The 26,511-nt window shown below is 72.3% G+C and carries 27 protein-coding genes; 4 read left to right on the forward strand and 23 right to left on the reverse strand.

Going from position 1 to position 26,511, the window contains the following annotated elements; all coding sequences use genetic code 11:
- Positions 1-106: 106 nt before the first annotated feature.
- The 3 genes from groL to ACFWFI_RS20705 all read right to left on the reverse strand — a co-directional run bounded on the left by groL (position 107) and on the right by ACFWFI_RS20705 (position 3,432).
- Positions 107-1,732, reverse strand: a complete 1,626-nt coding sequence (gene groL, locus ACFWFI_RS20695; protein WP_387392173.1) for a chaperonin GroEL — start codon at positions 1,730-1,732, stop codon at positions 107-109.
- A gap of 101 nt (positions 1,733-1,833) precedes the next feature.
- Positions 1,834-2,142, reverse strand: coding sequence for a co-chaperone GroES (groES, locus tag ACFWFI_RS20700; RefSeq protein WP_003966899.1), 309 nt, complete (start codon positions 2,140-2,142; stop codon positions 1,834-1,836).
- A gap of 336 nt (positions 2,143-2,478) precedes the next feature.
- A complete protein-coding gene (locus ACFWFI_RS20705) occupies positions 2,479-3,432 on the reverse strand; it encodes a polysaccharide deacetylase family protein (RefSeq protein ID WP_387392176.1) in 954 nt (317 codons plus the stop codon).
- Between the two features lie 90 nt (positions 3,433-3,522).
- Here ACFWFI_RS20705 and ACFWFI_RS20710 point away from each other — a divergent pair, with 90 nt between their 5' ends.
- Positions 3,523-4,746: a THUMP-like domain-containing protein gene (locus tag ACFWFI_RS20710; RefSeq protein ID WP_387392179.1), complete on the forward strand. Its 1,224-nt coding sequence runs from the start codon at positions 3,523-3,525 to the stop codon at positions 4,744-4,746.
- Here the strand turns inward: ACFWFI_RS20710 and ACFWFI_RS20715 are convergent, their stop codons facing one another.
- The 9 genes from ACFWFI_RS20715 to tsaB form a co-directional block, all read right to left on the reverse strand.
- On the reverse strand, positions 4,747-5,397 hold the full coding sequence (locus tag ACFWFI_RS20715; RefSeq protein ID WP_387392182.1) for a hypothetical protein: 651 nt from the start codon (positions 5,395-5,397) through the stop codon (positions 4,747-4,749).
- Between the two features lie 57 nt (positions 5,398-5,454).
- On the reverse strand, positions 5,455-5,727 hold the full coding sequence (locus ACFWFI_RS20720) for a DUF1876 domain-containing protein (protein WP_387392185.1): 273 nt from the start codon (positions 5,725-5,727) through the stop codon (positions 5,455-5,457).
- A gap of 75 nt (positions 5,728-5,802) precedes the next feature.
- Positions 5,803-6,267, reverse strand: a complete 465-nt coding sequence (locus tag ACFWFI_RS20725; RefSeq protein ID WP_387392188.1) for a VOC family protein — start codon at positions 6,265-6,267, stop codon at positions 5,803-5,805.
- 72 nt (positions 6,268-6,339) lie between these two features.
- Positions 6,340-7,581 (reverse strand): RNA polymerase sigma factor, encoded by a 1,242-nt coding sequence (locus ACFWFI_RS20730; protein WP_387392191.1) that lies wholly within the window; start codon positions 7,579-7,581, stop codon positions 6,340-6,342.
- A gap of 77 nt (positions 7,582-7,658) precedes the next feature.
- A complete protein-coding gene (locus ACFWFI_RS20735; protein WP_387392194.1) occupies positions 7,659-8,015 on the reverse strand; it encodes a YciI family protein in 357 nt (118 codons plus the stop codon).
- A gap of 145 nt (positions 8,016-8,160) precedes the next feature.
- Positions 8,161-8,430, reverse strand: a complete 270-nt coding sequence (locus tag ACFWFI_RS20740) for a hypothetical protein (protein WP_387392197.1) — start codon at positions 8,428-8,430, stop codon at positions 8,161-8,163.
- On the reverse strand, positions 8,427-9,527 hold the full coding sequence (tsaD, locus tag ACFWFI_RS20745; protein WP_387392200.1) for a tRNA (adenosine(37)-N6)-threonylcarbamoyltransferase complex transferase subunit TsaD: 1,101 nt from the start codon (positions 9,525-9,527) through the stop codon (positions 8,427-8,429). The genes ACFWFI_RS20740 and tsaD overlap by 4 nt, the downstream gene beginning before the upstream one ends.
- Positions 9,527-10,018: a ribosomal protein S18-alanine N-acetyltransferase gene (rimI, locus tag ACFWFI_RS20750; protein ID WP_387392203.1), complete on the reverse strand. Its 492-nt coding sequence runs from the start codon at positions 10,016-10,018 to the stop codon at positions 9,527-9,529. The genes tsaD and rimI overlap by 1 nt, the downstream gene beginning before the upstream one ends.
- Positions 10,015-10,662: a tRNA (adenosine(37)-N6)-threonylcarbamoyltransferase complex dimerization subunit type 1 TsaB gene (gene tsaB / locus ACFWFI_RS20755; protein ID WP_387392248.1), complete on the reverse strand. Its 648-nt coding sequence runs from the start codon at positions 10,660-10,662 to the stop codon at positions 10,015-10,017. Before tsaB ends, rimI begins: the two co-directional genes overlap by 4 nt.
- Before the next feature lie 169 nt (positions 10,663-10,831).
- On the opposite strand from tsaB, the gene ACFWFI_RS20760 reads away from it, so the two are divergent.
- Entirely contained in the window at positions 10,832-11,389 is a 558-nt protein-coding gene (locus tag ACFWFI_RS20760; protein ID WP_387392206.1) for a hypothetical protein, read from the forward strand.
- 11 nt (positions 11,390-11,400) lie between these two features.
- Here the strand turns inward: ACFWFI_RS20760 and ACFWFI_RS20765 are convergent, their stop codons facing one another.
- From ACFWFI_RS20765 to glmS, 11 genes are all read right to left on the reverse strand, one after another.
- Positions 11,401-11,586, reverse strand: a complete 186-nt coding sequence (locus ACFWFI_RS20765; protein ID WP_387392209.1) for a hypothetical protein — start codon at positions 11,584-11,586, stop codon at positions 11,401-11,403.
- Positions 11,587-11,732: 146 nt separating this feature from the next.
- A complete protein-coding gene (locus tag ACFWFI_RS20770) occupies positions 11,733-13,820 on the reverse strand; it encodes a serine/threonine-protein kinase (RefSeq protein ID WP_387392212.1) in 2,088 nt (695 codons plus the stop codon).
- 23 nt (positions 13,821-13,843) lie between these two features.
- Entirely contained in the window at positions 13,844-16,015 is a 2,172-nt protein-coding gene (locus ACFWFI_RS20775) for a protein kinase domain-containing protein (protein WP_387392215.1), read from the reverse strand.
- A gap of 5 nt (positions 16,016-16,020) precedes the next feature.
- Complete coding sequence (locus tag ACFWFI_RS20780; RefSeq protein WP_387392218.1) at positions 16,021-16,965, reverse strand: protein kinase family protein; 945 nt, start codon at positions 16,963-16,965, stop codon at positions 16,021-16,023.
- 87 nt (positions 16,966-17,052) lie between these two features.
- Positions 17,053-17,586, reverse strand: coding sequence for a tRNA (adenosine(37)-N6)-threonylcarbamoyltransferase complex ATPase subunit type 1 TsaE (gene tsaE, locus ACFWFI_RS20785; protein WP_387392221.1), 534 nt, complete (start codon positions 17,584-17,586; stop codon positions 17,053-17,055).
- A gap of 19 nt (positions 17,587-17,605) precedes the next feature.
- Entirely contained in the window at positions 17,606-18,829 is a 1,224-nt protein-coding gene (locus ACFWFI_RS20790; RefSeq protein WP_387392224.1) for an alpha/beta fold hydrolase, read from the reverse strand.
- 53 nt (positions 18,830-18,882) lie between these two features.
- A complete protein-coding gene (gene alr / locus ACFWFI_RS20795) occupies positions 18,883-20,037 on the reverse strand; it encodes an alanine racemase (RefSeq protein WP_387392227.1) in 1,155 nt (384 codons plus the stop codon).
- 62 nt (positions 20,038-20,099) lie between these two features.
- A complete protein-coding gene (locus tag ACFWFI_RS20800; RefSeq protein ID WP_387392230.1) occupies positions 20,100-20,486 on the reverse strand; it encodes a DUF488 domain-containing protein in 387 nt (128 codons plus the stop codon).
- Between the two features lie 50 nt (positions 20,487-20,536).
- Entirely contained in the window at positions 20,537-21,988 is a 1,452-nt protein-coding gene (locus tag ACFWFI_RS20805) for an NAD(P)H-hydrate dehydratase (RefSeq protein WP_387392233.1), read from the reverse strand.
- A 3-nt stretch (positions 21,989-21,991) separates the two neighbouring features.
- On the reverse strand, positions 21,992-22,372 hold the full coding sequence (locus ACFWFI_RS20810; protein ID WP_387392236.1) for a holo-ACP synthase: 381 nt from the start codon (positions 22,370-22,372) through the stop codon (positions 21,992-21,994).
- A complete protein-coding gene (gene glmS, locus ACFWFI_RS20815; RefSeq protein WP_387392239.1) occupies positions 22,373-24,220 on the reverse strand; it encodes a glutamine--fructose-6-phosphate transaminase (isomerizing) in 1,848 nt (615 codons plus the stop codon).
- A 398-nt stretch (positions 24,221-24,618) separates the two neighbouring features.
- On the opposite strand from glmS, the gene coaA reads away from it, so the two are divergent.
- A complete protein-coding gene (gene coaA / locus ACFWFI_RS20820) occupies positions 24,619-25,611 on the forward strand; it encodes a type I pantothenate kinase (RefSeq protein ID WP_387392242.1) in 993 nt (330 codons plus the stop codon).
- A gap of 18 nt (positions 25,612-25,629) precedes the next feature.
- On the forward strand, positions 25,630-26,511 hold an 882-nt coding region (locus ACFWFI_RS20825), incomplete at its 3' end, for a DUF389 domain-containing protein (RefSeq protein ID WP_387392245.1).

Below are 26,511 nucleotides of genomic sequence, written 5' to 3' on the forward strand. Positions count from 1 at the left end.
GGTGCGTACCGGCTCCACGCCCGCCGCGTTCAGGGCGGGCATCAGCCTGCTGCCCGAGGACCGCAAGGCCGAGGGGATCGTGCCCCTCGGCGGCGTACGGAGCGTACTAGTGGGAGTGGCCGTGGCCGCCGTGGCCGGCGTCGGCCTCGTCCTCGGCCGGCTTCTCGACGACCAGGGTCTCGGTCGTGAGCAGCAGCGACGCGATGGACGCGGCGTTCTCCAGGGCGGAGCGGGTGACCTTGACCGGGTCGATGACGCCGGCCTTCACCAGGTCGCCGTACTCACCGGTCGCGGCGTTGAAGCCCTGACCCTTTTCGAGCTCGGAGACCTTCGAGGTGATGACGTAGCCCTCGAGGCCCGCGTTCTCGGCGATCCAGCGGAGCGGCTCGACGGCGGCGCGGCGCACGACCGCGACACCCGTGGCCTCGTCGCCGGTCTTGCCGAGGTTGCCCTCGAGGACCTTGACGGCGTGGACCAGAGCGGAGCCACCACCGGAGACGATGCCCTCCTCGACCGCGGCGCGGGTCGCGGAGATGGCGTCCTCCAGACGGTGCTTCTTCTCCTTGAGCTCCACCTCGGTGGCGGCACCGACACGGATCACGCACACGCCGCCGGCCAGCTTCGCGAGGCGCTCCTGGAGCTTCTCGCGGTCCCAGTCGGAGTCCGTGGACTCGATCTCGGCCTTGATCTGGTTGACGCGGCCCTTGACGTCGGCGGAGTCGCCGCCGCCGTCGACGATGGTCGTGTCGTCCTTGGAGACGGTGACGCGGCGGGCGGTGCCCAGCACGTCCAGACCGGCCTGGTCGAGCTTGAGGCCGACCTCCTCGGCGATGACGGTCGCACCGGTGAGGGTGGCGATGTCGCCGAGCATGGCCTTGCGGCGGTCACCGAAGCCGGGGGCCTTCACCGCGACGGCGTTGAAGGTGCCACGGATCTTGTTGACGACGAGGGTGGAGAGCGCCTCGCCCTCGACGTCCTCGGCGATGATCAGCAGCGGCTTCGAGGCACCGGCCTGGATGACCTTCTCCAGGAGCGGGAGCAGCTCCTGGATGGAGCCGATCTTGCCCTGGTGGATCAGGATGTACGGGTCGTCGAGGACGGCCTCCATACGCTCCTGGTCGGTCACCATGTACGGGGACAGGTAACCCTTGTCGAAGGCCATGCCCTCGGTGAACTCGAGGTCCAGACCGAAGGTGTTGGACTCCTCGACGGTGATGACACCGTCCTTGCCGACCTTGTCCATCGCGTCCGCGATGAGCTCGCCGACCTGCGGGTCCTGCGCGGAGAGCGCGGCCACGGCGGCGATGTCGGCCTTGTCGTCGATCGGGCGGGCGGTCGCGAGGAGGTCCTCGGACACGGCCTTCACGGCGGCGTCGATGCCCTTCTTCAGGGCGGCCGGGGACGCGCCCGCGGCGACGTTGCGCAGGCCTTCGCGGACGAGGGCCTGGGCGAGCACGGTGGCGGTGGTGGTGCCGTCACCAGCTACGTCGTTGGTCTTGGTCGCCACCTCCTTCACCAGCTGGGCACCGAGGTTCTCGTACGGGTCGTCGAGCTCGACCTCGCGCGCGATGGTGACACCGTCGTTGGTGATGGTGGGAGCGCCGAACTTCTTGTCGATGACGACGTTGCGGCCCTTCGGGCCGATCGTCACCTTCACCGTGTCGGCAAGCTTGTTGACGCCGCGCTCAAGGGCGCGACGGGCGTCCTCGTCGAACTTCAGAATCTTCGCCATGGGCTGTTTTCTTCCCTCTCAAAACGAACTGCGCCCCTCGCCGCCCGGCTAGTTATTTCGCAGGGGGCCAGGGGCGCAGAACAGAAGCAAACGTGGGTGAATTACTTCTCGACGATCGCGAGGACGTCGCGCGCCGAGAGGACGAGGTACTCCTCGCCGTTGTACTTCACCTCGGTGCCGCCGTACTTGCTGTACAGAACGACGTCGCCGGTCTTGACGTCGAGCGGAAGGCGCTCGCCGTTCTCGAAGCGGCCCGGGCCCACGGCCAGGACGACGCCCTCCTGGGGCTTCTCCTTCGCGGTGTCCGGAATGACCAGGCCGGAAGCCGTGGTCTGCTCGGCGTCGAGCGGCTGGACCACAATGCGGTCCTCGAGCGGCTTGATCGCAACCTTGGAGCTGGTGGTCGACACGATCCGGTCTCCCCCTTCGGAGATCTCACGGGGTTTAACAGTCTGTGGTGTGGCGACCAGGTCGATCCGTCGTCGCGGGTGCCGGACCTGCCCTGTCGCGCGGTAGTGCTGGCACTCTCCCTTGGGGAGTGCCAGCACTGAGACTATGACCGCGATTAGCACTCGGTCAAGCGGAGTGCCAATTCACCACCCTCGCGTGGCGCCGTTGGACCGGCGCACGCCCGGACAACGCGGGAGACCGCCGCGGTGTTCCGGCCGCGGGACGGGGACGCTGCGGACGGGGCGGACGGCCCGTCACACCGTCCGCACCCGCGCCCCGCACCGGACGCAGTCACCTCAGACGTAGTCCTCCAGCCTGGCCACGGCGTACCCCTTGTCCGTGACCGTCTCCATGACGCGGCGGATCATGTCGGTCATGGACCCCTTCCAGTCCTCGGACCCCCGGAAGTGGGTGAGGATGATGTCGCCGGGATGCAGGTCCTGGTCCCACTCCCGCCACTCCATGTGGTCGGGGAACGCCTCGGCCGCCCACAGGGGCACGGCCTTGATGCCGCAGGACGCGGCGATGCGCAGGGTGTCGCCGTTGTAGTTGCCGTACGGCGGCCGGAAGAGGGTGGGCCGCTTCCCGAAGTACTTCCCGAGCTTGTCCTGCTCGCCGCAGATCTCCCGCCGCTGGTCGGCCTTCGAAAGCCCCGGAAGGTAGCGGTGGTTGAGCGTGTGGTTGTTGAGGGTGACGCCCCGGGCCTGCATGTCCTTGAAGTAGCCGTAGTCGTCACTCACCACGTAGTCGGTGAGGAAGGCGCTGTACGGGATCTTCAGCTCGGTCATCATCCGCAGCAGCTCGGGATCCTTCTCCGCCCCGTCGTCCATCGTCAGGAAGACGATCCGCTCCTTGGTGGGCACGGTGGTGAAGACCGGCGGCAGCTTCTCCCCGCCCTCCACCTCGAACCCCTCACGGGTGGTGATGCGCGGCTTCACGGCGGGTGGCGCTGGGGCGACGAGCGGCACCTTCGCCAGACCCCACTTCTTCGCGACGGCGACGCGGGCGGCCTGCTCCCGCTTCAGCCGCTCGGCCTTGGCCTTGACCTTGGCCTCGGCCGCGGCGGGACCCGCCTGCGCGGCGGCGGCCCCCGGCTGCCCGGCGGCCGGCTTCCGCAAGCCGCCGGCCCCTTCGTCCTTACCGTCGGCGCACCCGGAGGCGGCGGCGCCGATCAACAGGGCGGCCAGGACCGCACAGGCCGTTCTGTGACGCTTCGTGGCGAATTTTTCTTTTTGTCGTACTAGCTGCATGGCGCCGCATCCTGCCACCGGGATATCGGCCGCCCGCCGCGACACCTCCGGCGGACCCGCCGCGTCCCCCGGCTGGCTCACAATGGATTCGTGAACGCCCTTCCCCCCGCCGATCAGGCCGACCCCGCCGACCCTCTCGCCGCCTTCGCCGCCCTGCGCTCCCCCGAGGGCGCGGCGCTACTGGACGAGCTGCGCGACCACGACCCCGCACGGGAACTGGCGACCGCGACCCGGCTCCGCCGCACGCATCCCGCCGCCCTGGTGTCGGCGGCGCTCGGTCAGGCGCGGCTGCGGCAGCGCGCGGTGGCGAAGTTCGGGGCGGCGGACGCGTACCGCATGTTCTTCACCCCCGACGGCGTGGAACAGGCGACCCGCACCTCGGTCGCCGGCTACCGCGCGGAGCGGTTCGCGGAGCTCGGCGTGCGGAGCGTGGCCGACCTGTGCTGCGGAATCGGAGGCGACGCGATCGCCCTTGCCCGGGCGGGCATCTCGGTCCTGGCCGTGGACCGCGATCCGCTCACCGCCCAGGTCGCCCGCGCCAACGCCGAGGCGCTCGGCCTCCAGGACCTCGTCGAGGTCCGGTGCGCCGACGTCACCGAGATCGACACCTCCCCGTACGACGCCGTCTTCGTCGACCCGGCGCGGCGCGGCGGACGGGGCAGGATCTTCGACCCCGAGGCCTACTCACCGCCGCTCTCCTGGGCGACCGGGGCCGCGCTCAAGGCGCCCCGCGCCGCGCTGAAGATCGCCCCCGGCGTGCCGCACGAGGCGATCGGCCCGCAGGCCGAGGCCGAGTGGATCTCGGACGGCGGCGATGTGAAGGAGGCCGTGCTCTGGTTCGGCGAGGGCTTCACCCCCGGCGCCTTCCGGGCCACGCTGCTCCCGTCCCGCACGACCCTCGTCTCCGACGGCCCGCTCCCCGCCCCGCCGGTCGGCCCCGTCGGCCGGTATCTGCACGAGCCGGACGGCGCCGTCATCCGCGCCCACCTGGTGGCCCGCGTCGTGGAACGGTGCGGTGGCAGGCTGATCGACGAGACGATCGCGTATGTCACGAGCGACACTCCGTACGAATCCGACGCCACGGCCGCGTACGAGATCACCGATCAGCTGCCCTTCAACATGAAGAAGCTGAAAGCGCTGCTGAGGGAGCGTCAGGTCGGTGTCCTGACCGTCAAGAAGCGCGGCTCGGCGGTCGAACCGGAGGAGCTTCGCCGGAAGATGAAGCTCCAGGGGCCGCACGCCGCCACCGTCATCCTGACCCGGGTGGCCGGCGCCCCGACGATGCTGATCGGGCAGCCGGTGAAGCGGCCCTGATCAGCCGTCGACCGTGACCGGCGGGCCCGTCGGCGCCCCGACGAGTACCCGCAGCACCCAGCGGCGGTGGGCGAACGCCTTGACGATTCCGGTCAGTCCGGTCAGCCAGGCGAGGAAGCCGAGCCCCATCAGCCAGGCCACCAGGCCGTACGTCTCCTGGCCCGCCCTGGCGGTCCCCGGGACGCCAACGCAGGCGAACAGGCCCGCCGCGCAGAGCGTGAAGGACAGCAGCAGCCAGGCGAGGCTCGCCCGTGGCCTGCGCAGGGGCACGTCACCCACGGGATCGCGGTCCAGCCCGCCCCACGCCACGAGGAGCCGGTGGACGCGCAGGTCCCTGGCCACGCCGACGGCCAGGAGGGCGCCCGCGGGGATCAGCACGGCGGCGCCGGCGGCGAGACAGATGACCCCCGGGATCACACCCAGGCTGTCGTAGGCGTCCTCGAACATGAGGAACGCCGATCCCACCAGGGACCAGCCGAGTGCGGCGATCCCCGCCCACATCCACAGGATTCCGAGCCGCGTGGGCCCGATGAACATCTTCACGAGCTCGCCGAGAACCACCGCCCGGTCCCTCAACAGGGCGTCGCGGTCGGGCCATGTACGTATCTCCACTGGCGGGGGCGGAGGCGGAAGCGGTGAACGGCTGGGCATGGCCCAGACATTACCGAGTCCGCGCGCCGCCCTCCGGCGGTGGAACGGTTCGGGGAATCAGGTCAGCGGGTACGACGTCCGGCCGGACGCCTCGTCGATCTCGTCGTGCGCCTTGGTGAGCAGCCTCATCGCCAGTTCGTTGAGCGCGCGTGCCCCGGCGATCTCCTCCCCCACCCGCGGCTGCTGCGAGTCGGAGGGGTGGCGGCTGGCGTAGCCGTGGGCCCGCACTTCGGTCCCGTCACTCAGCCGCACCATCGCGGCCGCACGGGTCCGGTGGGTGTCCTCCTCGAATTCCAGCTCGACATGCCATCCGACGGCGGTCTCCATCATCACGGTCACCTCCCGGGAGTCCTGTTTCCAGGGTGCGCCCGTTCCCCCGCCCGCGCACGGCGTGCGCTGCGCGCCTCAGGCGTCCAGCAGGGCCCGCACGTCCAGCTTCCGCATGCCCATCATCGCCTTCATCGCCCGGCCGGCCCTGGCCCGGTCGGGGCCGCCGAGCAGCTCGGGCAGCGCACGCGGGACGATCTGCCAGGACAGGCCGTACTTGTCCTTCAGCCACCCGCACATGCTCTCCTCACCCTCCTCGGTGAACTTCGCCCACAGCCTGTCGACCTCCTCCTGGTCCACACAGTCCACGCTCAGCGAGACGGCCTCGCTGAAGCGGAAATGAGGGCCGCCGTTGAGGCCGAGGTACTCCTGGCCCGCGAGCACGAAGTCCACCGTCAGGACCGATCCGGTCTCCCCCGGCGCCGCGTCCAGGTTGTGGGTGACGTCGACGATGCGGGAGTCCCCGCCGAAGACCGAGACGTAGAACTCCGCGGCCTCCTGGGCCTGGTCGTCGAACCACAGACAGGGCCTGATCTTCTGCATGGTCTCTCTCCTCCACTCCGCGCGGTGCGTCACGGGACGCTGTGCAAGGTAGACCGCCGCAGCGCCCGGAACTCATCGGGACACGCGCCCGGCACGTGCGAGCAGCAGTTCCCGCTCCCGTGCGTTACGGGTCAGCTCCGACGCCCGTACGAAAGCGGCTCGTGCCTCCTCGCCCCGCCCCAGCCGCTCCAGCAGGTCACCGCGCACACTCGGCAGCAGGTGGTACCCCGAGAGTGCCGGATCGTCCACCAGTGCGTCGGTCAGGGCGAGACCCGCCTCCGGTCCCTCGGTCATCGACACGGCCACCGCGCGGTTCAGCTCCACCACCGGCGACGGGGCGGCCCTGGCGAGGTGCCCGTAGAGGGTGGCGATCGTCGGCCAGTCGGTGTCGGAGTAGCGCAGGGCGCGGGCGTGGCAGGCGGCGATCGCGGCCTGCAGCGTGTACGGCCCCGGGGCGCCGCCCAGCGCGTGTGCCCGTTCCAGAGCCGCGAAACCCCGTCGGATCAGCAACTGGTCCCAGCGGGCCCGGTTCTGATCCGCCAGCAGGAGGGGCGTGCCGTCCGCGCCCGTCCTGGCGCGGGTACGGGACGCCTGCAGTTCCAGGAGGGCCGCCAGCCCGTGGACCTCCGGCTCCCCGTCCATCAGACCCGCCAGCAGCCGCGCGAGCCGCAGGGCGTCCTCGCAGAGCGCGGGGCGCAGCCAGTCGTCGCCCGCGGTGGCCGCGTACCCCTCGTTGAAGATCAGGTAGACGACGTCGAGCACGGAGCCGAGCCGTGCGGAACGCTCCGGCCCCGACGGCACCTCGAAGGGCACCCCCGCACGGCCGAGGGTCCGCTTGGCGCGGACGATGCGCTGGGCGACAGCGGATTCCGTGGCCAGGAACGCGCGGGAGATCTCGTCGGTGCTCAGGCCGCCGAGCAGCCGCAGGGTGAGGGCGACACGCGCCTCGGTGGAGAGCACCGGATGGCACGAGGTGAAGATCAGCCGGAGCAGGTCGTCGTCGATGGCGTCCGGGTCGGCCACCCCGGGCGGCGGCACGTCCTCCAGTGCCCGGCCGGCCTCGGCCAGCTTGCGGGCGTAGGTCTCCTTGCGGCGTACGAGATCGATCGCCCGGTGTTTCGCGGTGGCCATGAGCCAGGCTCCGGGCCGGTCGGGGACGCCCGTCCTCGGCCACTGCTCCAGGGCGGCGACCAGTGCGTCCTGGGCGATCTCCTCGGCGATTCCGACGTCCCGCACGATGCGCGCCGTTCCGGCGATGATCCTGGCCGACTCGATCCGGTACACGGTCTCGACGGCGCTGCTCGTTGCTGTCACGGACACCCATCAGAGCAGCCGGGGGCGGGCGCGGCAAGGATCCGCCGCCCCGCCCCGGACGCTGTCCGCCGTCCCCGTCAGCCTTCGGCGATCTCCCGGATCTCGGAGGTGATCGTCCAGTACGGCTCGTGGACCGCGAGGAAGCGCTTGGTCCATTCCAGGATCTCGGCCTTGTCCTTGGCCTGGATGAGGGCGTAGCCCCCGATGACTTCCTTCGTCTCGGTGAACGGCCCGTCGGTGACGGTGAACTCGCCGTCGGACCAGGTGACCCTGGTGCCTTCGGAGGTCGGGGTGAGACCCGCGGTGTCCAGCAGGACACCTGCCTTGGTCATCTCCTCGATGAGCGCCCCCATGCGCTCCATCAGCGCCGGGCTGGGGCCCTCGGCCGGGGCGTTCCTCTCGTCGATCCGGACCATCGTCAGATAGCGCGGCATGGTGTCTCCTCGGACTCCGGAAGCGGGGCTGTTCCCCGCCTCTCACCCATGCGTCGAACGGGAGGGGCCCGGATCGACACGTCCGGGAAAATCTTTCAGGATTCTTTTCCGGGAGGCATCCCGTCCGGCGCTCCCCGGTCCCGGATCAGCCGCCCGCCGGGCCGAGGGACTCGAAGCGCCACCGGTGGACCGCGCGGGTGATCAGCCCGGCGTCCGGCTCCGGCAGCTCCGGCAGCTCGTCGTCGTAGGCGGCGTCCCACCAGGTCAGCACGAGCACCCGGTCCTGCGGGGCGCGCAGCAGCTCGCTGCGCAGCGGCTCCCGGGCCAGCTCGGCCGTCCGGGCCCTGGCCCACTCCAGCAGCTCCGTGCCCCGGCCCTCGGCGGCGCGGGCCTCCCACATCAGGGCGACGGTCATGAGTAGAGGTTGTCCTTGCTGATCTCGTGCACGTGGTCGTGGTCGTGGCTGTGAGCGCCCGGCACGTGGGTCTCCGTGACCGGCAGCGAGGAGTCCGCGGAGAGCTCCCAGTCCGACACCGGGCGGTTGCGCGCCACCATCTCCGCGCCGAGCGCGGCGACCATGGCGCCGTTGTCGGTGCACAGCCCCGGCCGGGGGACCCGCAGGCGGATCCCGGCCTTCTCGCACCGCTCCTCGGCGAGCGCCCGGAGCCGCGAGTTGGCCGCGACGCCACCACCGATCATCAGGTGGTCGACACCCTCGTCCTTGCAGGCCCGGACGGCCTTGCGGGTGAGGACGTCCACGACGGCCTCCTGGAACGACGCCGCCACGTCCCGTACGGGAACCTCCTCGCCCGCCGCGCGCTTCGCCTCGATCCAGCGCGCCACGGACGTCTTGAGCCCGGAGAAGGAGAAGTCGTACGCGGGATCGCGCGAGCCGCTCAGCCCGCGCGGGAAGGCGATCGCCTTCGGGTCGCCCTCCCTGGCCAGCCGGTCGATGACCGGGCCTCCGGGAAAACCGAGGTCCAGCACCCGGGCGATCTTGTCGAAGGCCTCGCCCGCCGCGTCGTCGATGGTCGCGCCCAGCGGCCGTACGTCGTTCGTGATGTCCGGGGCCAGCAGCAGCGAGGAGTGCCCGCCGCTCACCAGGAGCGCCATCGTCGGCTCGGGCAGCGGGCCGTGCTCCAGCTGGTCGACGCAGATGTGCGAGGCCAGGTGGTTCACCCCGTAGAGCGGCTTGTTCAGGGCGTACGCGTACGCCTTGGCCGCCGAGACGCCGACGAGCAGCGCCCCGGCGAGCCCGGGGCCGGCCGTGACCGCGATGCCGTCGAGGTCGCGGGCACTGATCCCTGCGTCCTTCAGGGCGCGCTCGATGGTGGGGACCATCGACTCCAGGTGGGCGCGGGAGGCGATCTCCGGGACGACACCGCCGAAGCGGGCGTGCGTGTCGACGCTGGAAGCGACGGCGTCGGCGAGGAGCGTCGTCCCGCGCACGATGCCGACACCGGTCTCGTCGCAGGAGGTCTCGATACCGAGTACGAGCGGTTCGTCAGCCATCAGTCTGTCTCTGTTCCTTGTACGGTCAGGCGCATGACGAGTGCGTCGATGTTGCCCGGCTGGTAGTAGCCACGGCGGAAGCCGATGGGTTCGAAGCCGAAGCGTTCGTAGAGCTTCTGGGCGCGGGTGTTGTCGACACGGACCTCCAGGAGCACGGCGGTGCACTCGAAGGCGGTGGCGTGCCGGAGCAGGTCGGTCAGAAGGTCGGAGCCGAGGCCGCCGCCCCACTGGCCGCGGCTGACCGCGATCGTCTGGACGTCGGCGAGGTCGCCGGCCGAGGCCAGACCCGCGTAACCGACGATCCGGCCGTCGGCGGGGTCCTCGGCCACGACGTAGCGGTGGGTGGCGCGGGGCCCGCGGGCGCGGGCCAGTTCGGACCAGAACATGCCGGCCGACCAGGCGTCGTCGGGGAACAGCTCGTGTTCCAGCTCCAGCACCGGCTCGATGTCCCACCAGCGCATCTCGCGGAGCACAGCGGTCGCGGTGGTCACTTGGGTGTGACCACCTTGTAGTTCTTCGGCACCTGGGCGTCGGGCCTGCGCAGATAGAGCGGCTGCGGCGGCAGCAGCGCGGCGCCGGCGGCCAGGCGTTCGGCGGCGAGGGCGGCGAGCGCGCCGGCGGAGACGTGTTCCGGGCCCCGGGCGTCCGGGAAGGCCTCGGGGTAGAGCAGCGCGCCGGCACCGGCGACGGGCAGTCCGGCGAGCCGTTCCGCGATGTCGGCGGGCCGGTCGACGGAGGGTTCGCCGTCCCGGGTACGGAAGTCCTCGTACCGCGCCCAGTAGACCTCCTTGCGGCGCGCGTCGGTCGCGACGGCGAAGGGGCCTTCGAGGCCGTCCAGACCGGCGGCGTGAGCGAGGGCGTCGAGCGTGCACACCCCGTGCACCGGAACGGAGAGGGCGGAACCGAAGGTCGCGGCGGTGACCAGGCCGACGCGCAGCCCGGTGTACGGGCCGGGGCCGACCCCGACGGCCACGTCGGTCACGGCGTCGAGCTTCACCCCGGCCTCGGCGAGGACCCGGTCGACGGCGGGCAGAAGAAGCTCCCCGTGCCTCCGGGCATCGACCTGGCCGGTCTCGGCGACGACGGAGGTCCCGTCGTGAAGGGCGACGGTGACGGCGGGGGTGGCGGTATCCATGGCAAGCAGCAGCACACAAACAGCCTACGGCTCCGCCGACTCGGCCACGGCAGCCAGTACAGCGTCCCGGTCTCCCCTCCCGCTGCTGGTACCGTCGCCGGGTATACGCGTGTACGACGTAAATGCTTGTACGACATGCGACGGACGGCATGTGAAAGGGGACCTCACGGTGGCAAGGGGCAGCTCGGGAATCGTGGCCGGGCTCACTGCCGCGGCGGTGGCCGCGGTCTGTTTCCTCGCCTACCAGGCGTCGGCGAACGCGCCCGACACGGTCGCCGTCCCCTCGGCCGAGGTCTCCAAGCCTGCGGCGGCCCCCACCGAGAAGCCCGAGCCCCCGAAGGAGCCGCTCGCGGTCCCCGAGGACTCCGACGCGGGGGCCCGCGTCGTGTACGCGCTGAAGGACCGCCGGGTGTGGCTGGTGGACGACGAGGAGAAGGCTCTCCGGACGTTCGCCGTCATGCCGAGCTCCGTGAACCCGCTGCCCGGCGTGTACCGGGTGACCTCGCGCTCCGGCAGCATCAAGGGCTCGGACGGCGTCCTGATCGAGCACGTGGTGCGCTTCGCGGACGTCGACGACGTGGCCGTGGGCTTCAGCGCCGCCCAGGACGGCTCGATGGAGAGCCCCGACCCCACGATGAAGACCGGCGGGGTGCGGATGAAGCGGGCCGACGGCGACGTGCTGTGGACGTTCGCCACGGTCGGTGTGAAGGTCGTCGTCGTCCCCTGAGGGCTGGGGCGCTAGGCGGCGTCACGCCCCGCCGACAGCTGCTCCTCGTCGGCGTCGGGCCGTTCACTGCGTGGCGGCGTCGAGACCGCCGACGCGGCGGCGCAGGACGCCAGCAGGTCCTTCATCGACACCGTAGAGGCCGACGGCTGCTCCACCGGCGGCGACTGCGGCTCCACGTCACGCTCGGGTGTCGGCATACACGCCTCCTCGGGCTTCGGTGAACGACATGGCCAGGTCAATAATTAGGTAGACCTAACCAGGTCCTTCCCATGGGACCACGTCCGCGGCCCCGCACGCAACACTTACCGACGACCTGTCGGAAAGAGCGGGCCCGGGCCGCCCCTCAGAACACCGGCAGCGCCGTCAGCGAGTCACCGTCCATGACGAAGACCCGGTTGGCGTCGGCGGTGAGCCAGTAGCGATCGGTGTTCTTGATGACGGGAAACACCCACGGTTCGCGATCCTCGGCCAGATCGATCACGTTGACCCCGCCCCCCGTGTCGTTCACCGCGACCGACCAGAAGCCGTCGCCCTGGACGATGAGCGGGCTCGGCGGGTCGCACCTCAGCAGGCCCTCCTGGACCCAATCGGTCGGCTGTCCGTCCTCGGTGCCCAGGCGTCGGGGGTATCCGAGGACCGCCGCGTACACGTGTGTGCCGTGCACCGTGGGAGAGCCCCACGCAGGCGTGATGCCGGACACCTCGGGGTTGTCCGCGACCCAGCGCTCCTTGCCGTCGCCCGCGTTCACGGCCCGCAGGTGCTCGCCGCTCACGAAGACGGCGCCCTCGGCGGTCGCCAGCCCGGGCCGCCCCTCGCCCTGGTCGGGCAGCTTCCACGCCGTGCCGCCGTCATCGGTCCGGACCGCGACGACGGTGCCGCCCGCTGCGGCGACCACCAGGCGCCCGGCCACCGTCACACCGCGTGGCCCGGGCTTCGCGCCGAGTCCGGATCCGGCGTCGACGGACCAGCGCACCTTGCCGTCCGCCCGGCCGATGCTCCGCAGGCGGCCGTCGCCCGTGACCACGTACACCGCTTCGTCGTCCGCCGCCAGGACCCAGGAGGCATCCACGGCGGCGGTCCACTTCGGTTCGCCCGTCGAGGCGACGAAGGTGCGCAGGACGCCCTCGCCGTCCGCCGCGGCCACCAGTCGCCCGGAGAGCGACACGTATCGGCGCGCGGCCTCCGTGCCGGGTGCCGACCAGCGGAGTCCACCGTCGACGACGCCGCGCGCCGCGATGCCCCCGCCGGGGGCACCGACCACGATGACGTCGCGCACCGGCAGCGGCGCGGGGGTGTCGTCACCGAACACCGAGGTGTGGGTCCATATCGGTTCGGGCGTCTCGCCGTAGACGTAGTCGCCCTCCTCCGCGGACAGGACCGGTGCCTTCGGAGTCTTCACGGCCGGCGGGATACCGAAGGGGTCCGGGCGGTCACGACCGTGCAGCCACAGAGCGGTTCCCCCGCCCACGGCGGCGAGCGCGCCGCCGACGCCGAGCGCGGTCAGCAGGCGGCGCCGCGGCACAGCACGGCCCGTACCCACGTCGACCGACGTGGTGAGGTCGTGGAGGCTGCGCCGACGAGCCGAGACGTCCCGCGCGAGGGGGCCGTGGCGCCAGGCGCGTTCCGCGCCGCGCGGCGGATCGAAGGCCGTGGTCATCGCGTCCGTGGAGGGACGCTGCGCGGGATCCTTGGCGAAGCACGGGGCGATCAGATGCCGGAGCGCTGCCGGCACCCCGTCCAGGCGCGGCTCGCCGTGGACGACTTCGTACTGCACGGCGGCGACGTGCGGGCCGTCGTACGCGCGTCGGCCGCTCGCCGCGTACACGAGCACCGCGCCGAGTGAGAAGACGTCGGCGGCCGGACCGACACGGTGACCGAGCACCTGTTCGGGGGCTCCGTAGCCGGGCGTCACCGGGACCTGTCCGGTCAGGGTCAGCGTGAGGCCGTGCTCGGGGCGCGCGATCCCGAAGTCGATGATCCGCGGGCCGGTGGCGGTGAGCACGATGTTGCCGGGCTTCACGTCGCGGTGCACGAGGCCTGCGGCGTGGATGTCCCGCAGTCCGCGTGCCACCGCCACGGCGAGGGCGCGTACGGCCGGTTCGTCGAGCGGGCCGTACGCGCCGACCGCTTCCTCGAGGGTCGGCCCTACCAGGAACTCGGTCGCGATCCAGGGCCGCCCGCCCTCGGTCCTGCTGTCGATGACCCTGGCCACGCCGTCGCTGCCGACCGCCTGCGCCATGAGGGCCTCGCGGACGAAGCGCCGGGCGAGATCGGGGTCGTGGGCGAGGTGCGAGTGCAGCACCTTCACCGCGGCGACAGTCCCTCCGCCGTCCCGGCCGACGTACACCTTGCCCATGCCGCCCTCGCCGAGGATCCCGAGGATGCGGTAGGGACCGAGCCGGATCGGGTCTCCGGTAGTCAGGGGTTTCATGTTCCGCGACGCTTCCCGTGCAGTCAGAGGAGTGGGTATCCGGCGGTATAGGCGTCGCCCTGGGCGATGAGCCGCTCGGCGGGTCCGTGGGCGAAGTACCGGCCGCGAGCGGCCTTGAGCGGTTGGGCGGCCGCGCCGGTACGGAGGTCTGCGGCGGTGAGGCCGGTGGCGGACTCGCTGTACACGTAGGCGGTTCCCACCGTGGGCGGTGCGTCGGCCTCCGCGCCCGCCTGGCCCGTCTGCGTCCACGCGGCCTTGCCGCTACCGGCGTGGACCGCGACGACGCCTCGGCCCTTCTCCACCGCGTAGACGACGCCGTCCTTGACCGCCGGCGGGCCGTGGACGGCTCCCGGGCGGTCTCCTTCGTGGCGCCAGGCCTCGGCGCCGTCCGCCAGTCGCCGTGCGACGAGACCGTCCGACGCGAGGTACACGTGTTGTGCGTCGACCGCGGTCCGGGCATGGCCCGAGGCCGGGCCCTCCCCGTCGAGCGGGGTGTCCCACAGCGGTGCGCCGGTGCGGGCGTCCCGGACGGTGAGGCTCAGCCCGCCGTCCGCCGCCTGCTGGACGAGGACCAGGTGGTCTCCCTCGCGCCGGCCGGACAGGAAGTGGAAGCGCTCGGACCGGTCCGGCCTGGCGGGGAGCGGGCGGGTCCACAGCACGTCGCTCGTCCCGCTGTCGAGCGCGAAGAGGAACCAGGACTGGTCCTTGCGGAACCCCTCGGTCGAGTAGGGCCCCACCCCGCCCACTCCGTAGACGACGGCTTCCGTGGCGCAGAGCAGCTGGTTCTGGTGCATGCGCCCCCGGAGGTTCGTGAGACGGGCGACCGTCGGACCGGCGGTCCCCGTGTCCGTCTCGACGATGCGGACGGCGAGCGGAGCCTCTTCGTCCAGGGCGTAGTCGACGGTGTACACCCGCTTGCCGTCCGTGGTGGTCTGGTGGAAGAGGAGTACGTCCTGCTCCGTCCAGAGGGATCGGCCCGTACGCGGGTCCACGGCCTGCAGCGTGCTGGCGCTCGACGCCACGAGGACGGCGTCCTCCAGCAGAAGCGGGGCCGACGGCACTTCGGGGTCGATCCCGTAGTCGGATCCGACCTGCCAGAGCATGTCCGACGCGGGGCTCTTCGACACGGTGGGGATGTTCTTCCGGCCAGGACTTTCCCGCCCGAACCACGCCCACGCACCCGTCCCGGCCGCCGCCAGAGCCAGCAGGGAGCCGCCGCCCGCGGCCAGAACCCCGCGGCGGGACGGCCGGACGGTGGTTCGCGCGGCCGTGTCCGGGAGGGCCTCCGCGTCCGCCGGTGCCGTGCGGCGGGGCATCACGGCGAACACCGCCGAGGCGCGCCGGGCGATGCCGGTGAGGACTGCATCGGGCAGGTGATCCGAGAACTCCCCTGCGGGGGGCTCCAGCCAGGCCGCGAGCTCGGTGGCGGAGGGCCGGTCCGCCGGGACCTTGCTGAGGGCCCTGGCCAGGACCGGCAGCAGTGCCGCGGGAACACCCGTGAGGTCGGGCTCCGCGTAGCGGACCCGGTAGAGGAGGTCGGCGGGCTGCCCGGCCCCGAAGGGCCCACGGCCCGTGGCCGCGTAGGTGAGCACCCCGGCGAGGGCGAACACGTCACCGGCCGCGGTGTGCTCGTGGCCGGTCGCCTGTTCCGGGGACATGAAGGCGGGAGTGCCCGCAGCCGCTCCGGTCCGCGTGAGGCGGTCGTCCCCGTCGGCGCGGGCGATGCCGAAGTCGATGACCTTGGGCCCGTCGACGGTGAGCATGATGTTGGACGGCTTGAGGTCACGGTGGACGACGTCCGAGTGATGAAGCTGGGTCAGTGCCGCGCACAGCAGAGCCCCGAGCGCCCGTACCGCCGGCTCCGGGAGGGCGCCGCACACGGAGACCGCGTCGTCGAGTCCCGGCCCCAGCACGTACTCGGTCGCCAGCCAGGGGATGTCGGCCGACGGATCGGCGTCGAAGACCCGGGCCCCGTGGACCGGGCCGATGATCCGGGCCGCGTCGGTCTCCAGTCGGAAGCGGCTGCGGAACACCGGATCCGCGGCCAGGTGGGCGTGCATCGTCTTGAGGGCCACGGTCCGGCCGTCCGCCGAGCGGGCCAGATAGACCGTCCCCATGCCTCCGCCTCCGAGGCGGGCGACCGGGCGGTATCCGCCGAACCGGGAGGGGTCGTCGTGGGTGAGTGCGGAGAACATGGCCGTCAGTCCAGACCGTCGGTTGTGAGCCGCGGGCGATCTCCGCGGACCGGCGCGGGCCCGGAGGGCTCCGCCGCGAGTACGGTGGCCGCCGCCCTGGCGAGGGACACGGCCACCCTGGGAGGGAGAGCGGCGGCGAAAGGGGCGTCGAGCACCGTGGCCTGCCGGCCGCCCACCGCGGGTGCGGCGCGACCGGGACCCACGGCGAACGCGGCCGCCAGCTCCGCCGCTGCCGGGCGTTGCGCGGGGTCGCGGGCGAGGCACGCGGTGATCACGGCGCGCAGCCCTTCGGGGATCTCCTCGCGCTGCGGCACGGTGTGGCCGGTGCTCGCGTACGAGAGCACCGCTCCGATCCCGTGGACGTCCCCGAGCGGACGCGGTCTGCCGCCCGTCATCTGCTCCGGCGGCAGGCTTCCGTGGTCGATGCCCGGGATGTTCCCGCGGTGCTGCCCGTCCGCCCCGGCGGAGCGCACCGCCCCGAATCCGGCCAGCCGGATCCCGCTCGGGGTCACCAGGACCGCGGACGGGGACAGCCCTGCGTGGATCACACCCTGGGCGTGCGCCGCTCCCAGCGAAGAGGCCAGCGCCGTGCCGAGGGCGCGCACGAACGGCTCCGGCAGCGGGCCCCGCTGGGCCGTGAGCGCGTCGGGGAGCGAGAGCGCCACGTCATGGGGCGCCGCGTACCAGGGGGCGGCCGCCGTGCCTCCCACCTCGTCCACCGGGAGGAAGCCGGGAACGGACAGGTCGCGGGCCTGTCGTGCTTCGGCGGCCCACCGAGCGGGGTCCGCGCCGGTGCGCGGAAGGCAGACGAGCACGGTCCGGTCGCCGTCGGCGCTCCGCGCGATGTACCGGGGCTCCGGGAGAACGCCGGGGCCGCTCCCCGTGTCGAACCGGCCCAGGACCGTGTACGGGCCGATCCGGACAGGGTCGTCCCCCCGCAGGTGTTGCATGCGTGCGTCCCCCGTGTTCGCGCCGGCCGGGGCCAACCCTACTCAGGCGCCGCCGGACGGGTCACGGCACCTCCACGAGGAGGAGCATCAGGCCCCCGTCAGCTCCGCGCCCAGCCCCGCCCAGCGCTCGCCGATGCCCACCAGGGTCACCGTGCGGCGTTCGTCGTCCGTGTCGCCGACGGCGCGGTCGATCACCACCCGCAGCCGGTCCTCCGACAGCTCCTCGACCTTGCCGTCGCCCCACTCCACGACGATCACCGATTCCGGCAGCGACACGTCGAGGTCCAGGTCCTCCATCTCGTCGAGGCCGCCGCCCAGGCGGTACGCGTCGACGTGGACCAGTGCGGGGCCCTCGCCCAGCGGCGGATGGACCCGGGCGATCACGAAGGTCGGCGAGGTGACGGCACCGCGTACCCCGAGGCCCTCACCGAGGCCCCGGGTCAGGGTGGTCTTGCCCGCGCCGAGCTCTCCGGTGAGCATCACCAGGTCGCCGGGGGCCAGCACACCGGCGATCCGGCGGCCCAGCTCCTTCATCTCTTCGGGGGACTCGACGGCGATGTCCAGGGTGACGGTGCCCGGTGCGACGGTGTCGGCCACCGGGCCGTTGTGCGCTGCTTCCATGCCGACCAACGGTAGAGGATCAGCGCGCCTCGGCCGGAACGGCTCCGATCCGCACCAGCAGGTCCGCGAGCCGGTCGGTCACCGTCTCCGGATGTTCCAGCATCACCAGATGCCCGGCGTCCGGCACGATGACCAGCTCCGCGTCCGGAAGCTCGTCCGCGATGGCCTCACTGTGCGAACTGGGCGTCACGAGGTCCTTGTCACCGGCCAGGATCAGCACCGGAATCCCGAGGAAGGCGGGCAGGGCCCCGCTCTTGTCGTGTTCGGTGAAGGCCGGATAGAACTCGGCGACCACATCGATCGGGGTCGACTCGATGAGCCGCTCCGCGAACCGCGCGACCGCCGGGTCCACGTCCCGCGATCCGAACGAGTAGCGCTTGATCAGTCCCGCGAACAGGTCGGCTGTCGCCCGCCGGCCTCGCTCCACCAGCTCCGTCTGCGAGCCGAGCGCCTTGAGCACCCCGGGCAGCACCCGGCGCACCGCGTTCACGCCCGCCACCGGCAGCCCGAAATTCACCTCGCCGAGCTTGCCGCTCGACGTCCCGACGAACGCGACCGCGGCCACCCGGTCGCGGATCAGCTCCGGATACCGGTCGGCGAGCGCCATCATCGTCATGCCTCCCATGGAGTGCCCGACCAGCACCAGCGGGCCCTCGGGAGCCGCCGCGTCGAGGACCGCCTTGAGATCACGGCCCAGCTGGTCGATGCCGACCGGCACGCCCTCGGCCTGCGCCCTGCCCCGCTCGGAGCGGCCGTGGCTGCGCTGGTCCCAGTGGACCGTGCGGACCAGGCCGCGCAGCGCGGCGCGCTGGAAGTGCCAGGAGTCCTGGCCGAGGCAGTAGCCATGGCTGAAGACGACGGTCAGAGGCGCGGGGTCCTTGCTCCCGAAGAGCCTGCGCCTGCGCGATCCGGAGCCCGCGGGGGCACTCCCGGAGCGCGCGCCGGAACGGCTCGTACCGCCGTCCGGTTCGATCTCGTCGACCTCGTAGTACAGCTCGGTGCCGTCGTCCGCGACCGCCCGGCCGGGCAGCCCCCGCAGGGAGCCGTACGGGCCGGAGGCGTCCAGCGCGAGGCGGGCCTTCTTGCGCATGCCCCGGCCCACGGTGAGCCGCTCGACGGCGACGCCCGCGGCCGCGCCCGCGGCGATGACGCCTATCGCCGCCCCGGCGACGCCCGCCCGGCGCCAGCCGGCCGCCGCGACGGCCGCCGTCGCCACCACGTCCTCCGCGCTGGTCTCGCTCACCGTGCCGTGCTCCTTCGTCGTCGTCGGATCATGATCCTGGCCGGGCCGGGGCCTCAGCCCCGGCCGGAGTCCTCGTGGAGATGGACGCGCGGGACGCGTGCGCCGATGCGCGTGACGATCTCGTACGCGATCGTGTCCGCCGCCTGCGCCCAGTCCTCCGCGCTCGGCTCGCCCCGGTCCCCCGGCCCGAACAGCACCGCTTCGGCGCCCGCCTCCAGGACGTCTCCCCCGAGATCGACCACGAACTGGTCCATCGCGACCCGGCCGGCGATCCTGCGGACGGCGCCTCCGACGAGGACGGGGCCCCGGCCCGAGGCATGGCGCGGGATGCCGTCCGCGTAGCCGACCGGCACCAGGGCGAGCGTGGTCTCGGCGGAGGTCGTGTAGTGGTGTCCGTAGCTGATGCCGTGGCCCGGAGGGACCTGCTTGACGAGCGCGACGGAGGCGGCGAGCGTCATGACGGGCCGCAGCCCGAAGTCGGCCGGGGTGCCCAGCTCGGGGCTGGGCGAGATGCCGTACATCGCGATGCCGGTGCGGACGAGGTCGAAGTGGGACTCGGGCACCGTGAGCGTCGCCGGAGAGTTGGCGATGTGCCGCACCTCGGGTCGGACGCCTTCCTTCTCCGCGTACGCCACCATGTCGCGGAAGACGTTCAGCTGGGCGGCGATCGACGGATGGCCGGGCTCGTCGGCGCAGGCGAAGTGCGACCAGAGACCGGTGACGCGCAGGACGCCCGCCTCCTCGGCGGCGCGGGCGGCCGTGACGAGCACGGGCCAGTCCGCGGGCTGGCAGCCGTTACGCCCCAGACCCGTGTCCGCCTTGAGGTGGACACGGGCCGGAATCCCGGCCTCCGTGGCCGCGGCGACGACCTCGTCCAGCGCCCACATCCCGCTCACCGAGACATCGATGTCGGCCTCGACCGCCTCGCGCCAGGGTCCGCCGGGCGTCCACAGCCAGCACATCAACCGGCCGCCGATCCCGGCCTCACGCAGTGCGAGCGCCTCCTGCGGAGTCGCGGTGCCCAGCCAGGCCGCCCCGGCCTCCAGCGCCGCCTTGGCGCAGGGCACCGCCCCGTGCCCGTACGCGTCGGACTTCACCACGGCCATGAGCTGCGCCCCGGACGCCCGCGCGCGCAGGGCGCGCACATTGGCCCGCAACGCGGCGAGGTCGATCTCGGCACGGGCTCTCAGGGTCGCTGTCTCGTTCATCGCCGCCCAGTCTCTCAGAGCCGTACGCCTGTGCCCTCGACCTCCTGTGCCCGGTGAGGCGGTCACCGGTGGTCGAGGGCGTTTTCCAGATGGTCGACGAGGACCGGGACATGGCTGGCCGGGATGTCCTTCACGGACGTGACGAGGGTGACGGGTCCGCCACGGCGCAGCAGGGCGAGCAGCCCCTCGACGGCCTCGGTGTGGGCGGGGTCGCCGAGCTCTGTGCGGTAGCGGTCCACGAAGTCGTCGTACCGGCTGCCCGAGCGGTCCTCGTGGTACCAGGTGCGGAGTTCCTTCGAAGGCGTCACGTCCTTGGCCCACAGGTCGATGGCCGCGTGCTCCTTGGAGATCCCGCGCGGCCATAGCCGGTCCACCAGGACCCGGGTGCCGTCGTCGTCCTCCGGCGGGTCGTACACCCTGCGTACACGTATGCCGCTGCCGCTGCCCACGACCGACCACCGTCCGTTCCGTTGCTCCGTCCTTCGCTCTCCAGCGTGGATCAGGCCCGCACGTCCCGCCAGGCCGCCGGCACCGCGTCCGCGACGTCCTGTGCGGCGACCGGCGCCCCGGCCGAGGCCCGGCGGGCCGCGAGCCCGTGCAGGTAGGCGCCCACGGACGCGGCGTCGCGCGGTGCGAGGCCCGCCGCCAGCAGCGAACCCGTCAGCCCGGACAGCACATCGCCGCTGCCCGCCGTGGCCAGCCAGGACGTGCCGGTCGGGTTGACCCGCACGGGCGCGTCCCCCGGCTCCGCCACGAGCGTCGTCGAGCCCTTCAGGAGCACGGTGGCGTCGTAGCGCGCCGCCAGTTCGCGTACGGCGGCGAGCCGTCCCGCCTCGACCTCCTCGCGCGGCACCCCGAGCAACGCGGCGGCCTCGCCGGCGTGCGGGGTGAGGACGGTGGCGGCGGTCCTCGCGCGTACGGCCCCCGCGTCCATCAGCCGCAGCCCGTCCGCGTCGACCAGCACCGGGACGTCCGCGGCCAGCACGTCGGCCACCGCTCGGGCCGCCGCCGAGGAGTCGCCGAGCCCCGGCCCGGCCACCCAGGCCTGCACCCGTCCGGCCTTCGACGGCGGGCCGGGGTGCACCAGCGTCTCCGGGAAGCGGGCGATCACCGCGTCGGCCCCGGGGCCCGCGTACCGCACGGCTCCCGCGCCCCCGCGGAGCGCCCCCGCGACCGCGAGCACGGCCGCGCCCGGGTACCGCTCCGAACCGGCGGCCACCCCGACGACCCCGCGCCGGTATTTGTCGCTCTCGGCGCCGGGTACGGGCAGCAGGGCCGCCACGTCGGCGTACTGGAGGGCCTCGAGGTCCGGCCGGGCGGGCAGCTCCGCCGCCAGGCCGATGTCGACGAGCCGGAGCGCGCCCGCGTGCTCGGCGGCCGGGTCGATGAGCAGCCCCGGCTTGTACGTGCCGAAGGTGACCGTCGCGTCCGCCCGTACGGCCTCGCCGAGCACCTGACCGGTGTCCGCCTCGACACCGCTCGGCAGATCCACGGCGAGCACGGGCGCGTGGCCTCCGGTGACCGCGTGCACCAGCTCCGCGGCCTCGGGCCGCAGGCCACCGCGGCCCCCGATCCCGGTGATGCCGTCGACGACGAGGTCGACGGGGCCGAAGGCGCCGAGCGGCGGGCCGCCGAGGACCTGCCCGCCGGCCGCCAGCAGGGCGTCCAGTGCGCGCCGGTGGACCTTGTCCGGCGCGGTCAGCAGAGCCCTTACGCCGGCTCCCCGCCGGGCCAGCCGGGCTCCCGCGTACAGGGTGTCCCCGCCGTTGTCGCCGCTGCCCACGAGGAGCAGCACCCGGGATCCGTACACCCGCCCGTTGCGCCGGAGCAGGTCACCGCAGGCCACCGCGAGTCCGGCGGCGGCGCGCTGCATCAGCGCCCCCTCCGGCAGACGTGCCATGAGCGCCTTCTCGGCGGCCCTTACGGTCTCGACGCTGTAGGCATGTCGCATACCTCAACCCTCCGCGATCACCACGGCCGACGCCACCCCCGCGTCGTGGCTGAGCGAGACGTGCCAGCTGCGTACGCCGAGCTCCGCCGCCCGCGCCGCGACGGTGCCACGCACCTCCAGCCGGGGCCGGCCGCTCTCCTCGACGCACACCTCGGCGTCGGTCCAGAGCAGCCCGCCCGGCGCGCCGAGCGCCTTGGCCAGGGCCTCCTTCGCGGCGAACCTGGCCGCCAGCGAGGCGATCCCCCGCCGTTCCCCGCCGGGCAGCAGCAACTCCCGTTCCAGGAACAGCCGATCGGCCAGCTGGGGCGTGCGCTCCAGCGCGGCGCCGAAGCGTTCGATCTCCGCCACATCGATCCCGACCCCAATGATCACGCGCTCACTCATTCACTCGACTGTCACGGATTTCGCCAGGTTGCGCGGCTGGTCCACCTCGTTGCCCCGGGCTGTCGCCAGCTCACAGGCGAACACCTGCAACGGCACCGTGGCCACCAGCGGCTGAAGCAGCGTAGGCGTAGCCGGGATCCTGATGAGGTGATCGGCGTACGGGACGACCTCCTCGTCGCCCTCCTCGGCGATGACGACGGTACGGGCGCCGCGGGCCCTGATCTCCTGGATGTTCGACACGATCTTGTCGTGCAGCACCGAACGGCCGCGTGGGGAGGGCACGATCACGACGACCGGCAGGCCCTCCTCGATCAGCGCGATCGGCCCGTGCTTGAGTTCCCCGGCGGCGAAGCCCTCGGCATGCATGTACGCGAGCTCCTTGAGCTTCAACGCGCCTTCCATGGCCACCGGGTAGCCCACGTGCCGGCCCACGAAGAGCACGGTGTCGTGGGCGGACAGCGAACGGGCCAGTTCACGGACCGGCTCCATGGTCCCCAGGACGCGTTCGACCGCGCCGGACATCTCGGAGAGCTGGCGTACGACCGTGCGGATCTCGTCGCCCCACTTGGTGCCGCGCACCTGCCCGAGGTACAGCGCGACGAGATAGCAGGCGACGAGCTGTGTCAGGAACGCCTTGGTGGAGGCGACGGCGACCTCCGGCCCGGCGTGCGTGTAGAGGACGGCGTCCGACTCCCTCGGGATGGTCGAGCCGTTCGTGTTGCAGATGGCGAGGACCTTCGCCCCCTGCTCACGGGCGTGACGGACCGCCATCAGCGTGTCCATGGTCTCGCCGGACTGCGAGATGGCGACGACGAGGGTGCGCTGGTCCAGGATCGGGTCGCGGTAGCGGAACTCGCTGGCGAGCTCCGTCTCGCAGGGCAGCCTGGTCCAGTGCTCGATGGCGTACTTGGCGATCATCCCCGCGTGGAAGGCGGTCCCGCAGGCGATGACGACGACCTTGTCGACCTCCCGGAGCACCCCCTGCGGAATGCGCACCTCGTCGAGGTGGAGCGCGCCCGACCCGTCGATCCGGCCGAGCAGCGTGTCGGCGACGGCCTTGGGCTGGTCGGCGATCTCCTTGAGCATGAAGGAGGCGTAGCCGCCCTTCTCCGCGGCCGACGCGTCCCAGTCCACGTGGTACTCGCGTACGTCGGCGGGCCTCCCGTCGAAGCCGGTGACCGTCACCCCGCCCCGGCGCAGCTCGACGACCTGGTCCTGGCCGAGCTCGATGGCGTCCCGCGTGTGCGCGATGAAGGCGGCCACATCGGAGGCGAGGAACATCTCCCCGTCCCCCACCCCCACCACCAGCGGAGAGTTCCGCCGGGCCCCCACCACCGCGTCGGGTTCGTCCGCGTGCACGGCGACCAGGGTGAACGCGCCCTCCAGCTGCCGGCACACCTGCCGCATGGCCTCCGCCAGATCGGCGCCGGACGAGTACGCCTCGGCGAGCAGGTGGGCCACCACCTCGGTGTCGGTCTCGGAGACCAGGTCATGGCCCCGCCCGGCCAACTCCTCGCGCAGCGCCGCGAAGTTCTCGATGATCCCGTTGTGCACGACGGCGACCCGGCCCGCGTTGTCGAGATGCGGGTGGGCGTTGACATCGGTGGGCCCGCCGTGTGTGGCCCAACGGGTGTGCCCGACCCCGGCATTCCCGGCCGGCAGCGGCCTGTCCTTGAGCTCCTTCTCCAGATTCAGGAGCTTGCCCGCCTTCTTCGCAGCGGCCAGCCCCCCGTCCGCGAGGACGGCGACCCCGGCGGAGTCGTACCCCCGGTACTCCAGCCGCTTCAGCCCCGCGACAACGACATCCTGCGCCGACTGCGCCCCGACGTATCCCACGATTCCGCACATATCGCCACCATAAGGCCGGTTCCCTCGACCAGGGCGTTGCCGAGGTGCCTGCTGTTGCGCCAAAAGTGTCTCGGCCGGACCGCGAACCCTTGCCGCACGGCGCGCTCTCGCCCAGGCCCGCACCGCCGCAGCCGTCGTCGACGACAAGGGCGCCAAGCCCTGAACCACGCGGCTCCGGGAACACCGACCCCGGTGTCCGCGGCCCGCGCCGCGGGAGGGCCATTCGCTGCCGCACCGCCCCGGTCCGGCGTCCGGCGTTCTTCGGCACCGAGACGTCCGGACAGAGATCGCCGAACATGCAGGCGAGCAACATTGCCGGCGGCCCGCCCCGGAGAACCGCTTGGCCACGTGACCGACCCCACCCCCCACTCCGTTAAAACTCCCGCAACAATGAGTACGTGATCACTTCGCCCGCACGGAGCCCCCGCCGCACCGAGCACGCGCCGACCCCCTACGTCGACCTGACAAGGGCCGAGTGGAGCGCCCTGCGTGACAAGACCCCGCTGCCACTGAGCGCCGAGGAGGTCGAGAAGCTGAGAGGCCTCGGCGACGTCATCGACCTCGACGAGGTCCGGGACGTCTATCTGCCGCTCTCCCGGCTGCTCAACCTCTACGTCCAGGCCACCTCCGGCCTGCGCGGCGCCCTGAACACCTTCCTCGGTGACGCGGGCAACGGGCACGGCGAGCAGCGCGGCACCCCCTTCGTCATAGGGGTCGCGGGCAGTGTCGCCGTCGGCAAGTCCACCAGCGCCCGCATCCTGCAGGCCCTGCTGGCGCGCTGGCCGGAGCACCCCCGGGTGGAGCTGGTGACGACCGACGGGTTCCTGCTGCCGATGAAGGAGCTCGAGGCGCGGGGCCTGATGTCGCGCAAGGGGTTCCCCGAGTCGTACGACCGGCGGGCGCTGACCCGGTTCGTCGCCGACATCAAGGCCGGCAAGGACGAGGTGACGGCGCCCGTCTACTCGCACCTGATCTACGACATCGTGCCGGGCGAACGGCTGACCGTGCGCCGCCCCGACATCCTGATCGTCGAGGGGCTGAACGTGCTGCAGCCCGCGCTGCCCGGCAAGGACGGCAGGACCAGGGTCGGGCTCGCGGACTACTTCGACTTCAGCGTGTACGTCGACGCGCGCGCCGAGGACATCGAGAACTGGTACCTCCACCGCTTCCGCAGGCTGCGTGAGACGGCGTTCCAGAACCCGTTCTCGTACTTCCGCAAGTACACCCAGGTCTCCGAGGCGGAGGCGCTGGACTACGCGCGCACGATGTGGCGGACCATCAACAAGCCCAACCTGCTGGAGAACGTGGCGCCGACGCGCGGCCGTGCCACTCTGGTGCTGCGCAAGGGGCCGGACCACAAGGTCCAGCGTCTGTCACTGCGCAAGCTCTGACTCCGGAAAGGGTGCACCGTGCTGCATCTGCGCCTCATCGTGCCCGCCGACCGCACCGACGAGGTGCTCGGGCTGATCGGGCGGACCGTCGGCACCGCCCATGTCGCGGTGCTCGCCGGCGCGGCGCGGAACCCGGCGGGCGATGTGGTCATGTGCGACGTGGCGCGGGAGTCCGGCGACGAACTGATCGGCGCCCTGAGGAAGATGGACATCGACAGCGTCGGCTCGATCACCGTCGAGAACATGGACCTCACCCTTTCCAAGCGCGCCGCCGAGGCCGAACGGGCCGCGCCCGGTGAGGGCGCGGACGCGGTGCTCTGGGAAGAGCTGAGCGAGGTGACGCACGAGGAGTCGACGTTCAGCGCCACCTATGTGGCCTTCCTCGCCCTCGCCACGATGCTGGCGGCCTGCGGGGTGATGCTGGACAACGCTGTCCTGATCGTGGGCGCGATGGCGGTGGGCCCGGAGTTCGGGCCGCTGGCCGGGATCTCGACGGCGCTGGTGCAGCGAGCGCCCCGGCTGGTCGCACGGTCGCTGTGGGCGCTGATCGGCGGCTTCGCCGCGGCGATGGTGCTCACGGCCGGGTTCGCCTGGCTGATGGACGCGTTGGGGCTGTTCGACGCGGACATGGTCTCGGCGGACAGGCCCAACACCGGATTCATCTGGCACCCGGACTGGATGTCGTTCGTGGTGGCGCTCCTGGCGGGCATCGCGGGGACGCTCTCGCTGACCTCGGCGAAGTCCGGGGCGCTGATCGGCGTGGCGATCTCGGTGACGACGGTGCCGGCCGCCGCCAACGCCGCGGTCGCGTTCAGCTACCAGGACCTCCAGCAGACATGGGGGTCGTCGGCGCAGCTGTTGGCCAACCTGGGCGGCATCGTGCTGGCGGGCACCTGCACC

The organism is Streptomyces sp. NPDC060209 (assembly GCF_042728155.1).
Classification (GTDB): Bacteria; Actinomycetota; Actinomycetes; order Streptomycetales; family Streptomycetaceae; genus Streptomyces.

Bases quoted from the DNA above. Each gene is read 5' to 3' on its own strand.
- ACFWFI_RS20810 (WP_387392236.1), bottom strand. From the start codon at position 22,372: ATGAGTGAGCGCGTGATCATTGGGGTCGGGATCGATGTGGCGGAGATC.
- glmS (WP_387392239.1), bottom strand. From the start codon at position 24,220: ATGTGCGGAATCGTGGGATACGTCGGGGCGCAGTCGGCGCAGGATGTC.
- ACFWFI_RS20705 (WP_387392176.1), bottom strand. From the start codon at position 3,432: ATGCAGCTAGTACGACAAAAAGAAAAATTCGCCACGAAGCGTCACAGA.
- tsaD (WP_387392200.1), bottom strand. From the start codon at position 9,527: ATGGCTGACGAACCGCTCGTACTCGGTATCGAGACCTCCTGCGACGAG.
- ACFWFI_RS20805 (WP_387392233.1), bottom strand. From the start codon at position 21,988: ATGCGACATGCCTACAGCGTCGAGACCGTAAGGGCCGCCGAGAAGGCG.
- ACFWFI_RS20780 (WP_387392218.1), bottom strand. From the start codon at position 16,965: ATGCAACACCTGCGGGGGGACGACCCTGTCCGGATCGGCCCGTACACG.
- ACFWFI_RS20725 (WP_387392188.1), bottom strand. From the start codon at position 6,267: ATGCAGAAGATCAGGCCCTGTCTGTGGTTCGACGACCAGGCCCAGGAG.
- alr (WP_387392227.1), bottom strand. From the start codon at position 20,037: ATGAACGAGACAGCGACCCTGAGAGCCCGTGCCGAGATCGACCTCGCC.
- ACFWFI_RS20735 (WP_387392194.1), bottom strand. From the start codon at position 8,015: ATGCCGCGCTATCTGACGATGGTCCGGATCGACGAGAGGAACGCCCCG.
- ACFWFI_RS20740 (WP_387392197.1), bottom strand. From the start codon at position 8,430: ATGACCGTCGCCCTGATGTGGGAGGCCCGCGCCGCCGAGGGCCGGGGC.
- ACFWFI_RS20765 (WP_387392209.1), bottom strand. From the start codon at position 11,586: ATGCCGACACCCGAGCGTGACGTGGAGCCGCAGTCGCCGCCGGTGGAG.
- tsaE (WP_387392221.1), bottom strand. From the start codon at position 17,586: ATGGAAGCAGCGCACAACGGCCCGGTGGCCGACACCGTCGCACCGGGC.
- ACFWFI_RS20775 (WP_387392215.1), bottom strand. From the start codon at position 16,015: ATGTTCTCCGCACTCACCCACGACGACCCCTCCCGGTTCGGCGGATAC.
- groL (WP_387392173.1), bottom strand. From the start codon at position 1,732: ATGGCGAAGATTCTGAAGTTCGACGAGGACGCCCGTCGCGCCCTTGAG.
- ACFWFI_RS20720 (WP_387392185.1), bottom strand. From the start codon at position 5,727: ATGATGGAGACCGCCGTCGGATGGCATGTCGAGCTGGAATTCGAGGAG.
- tsaB (WP_387392248.1), bottom strand. From the start codon at position 10,662: ATGGATACCGCCACCCCCGCCGTCACCGTCGCCCTTCACGACGGGACC.
- ACFWFI_RS20770 (WP_387392212.1), bottom strand. From the start codon at position 13,820: ATGAAACCCCTGACTACCGGAGACCCGATCCGGCTCGGTCCCTACCGC.
- ACFWFI_RS20715 (WP_387392182.1), bottom strand. From the start codon at position 5,397: ATGCCCAGCCGTTCACCGCTTCCGCCTCCGCCCCCGCCAGTGGAGATA.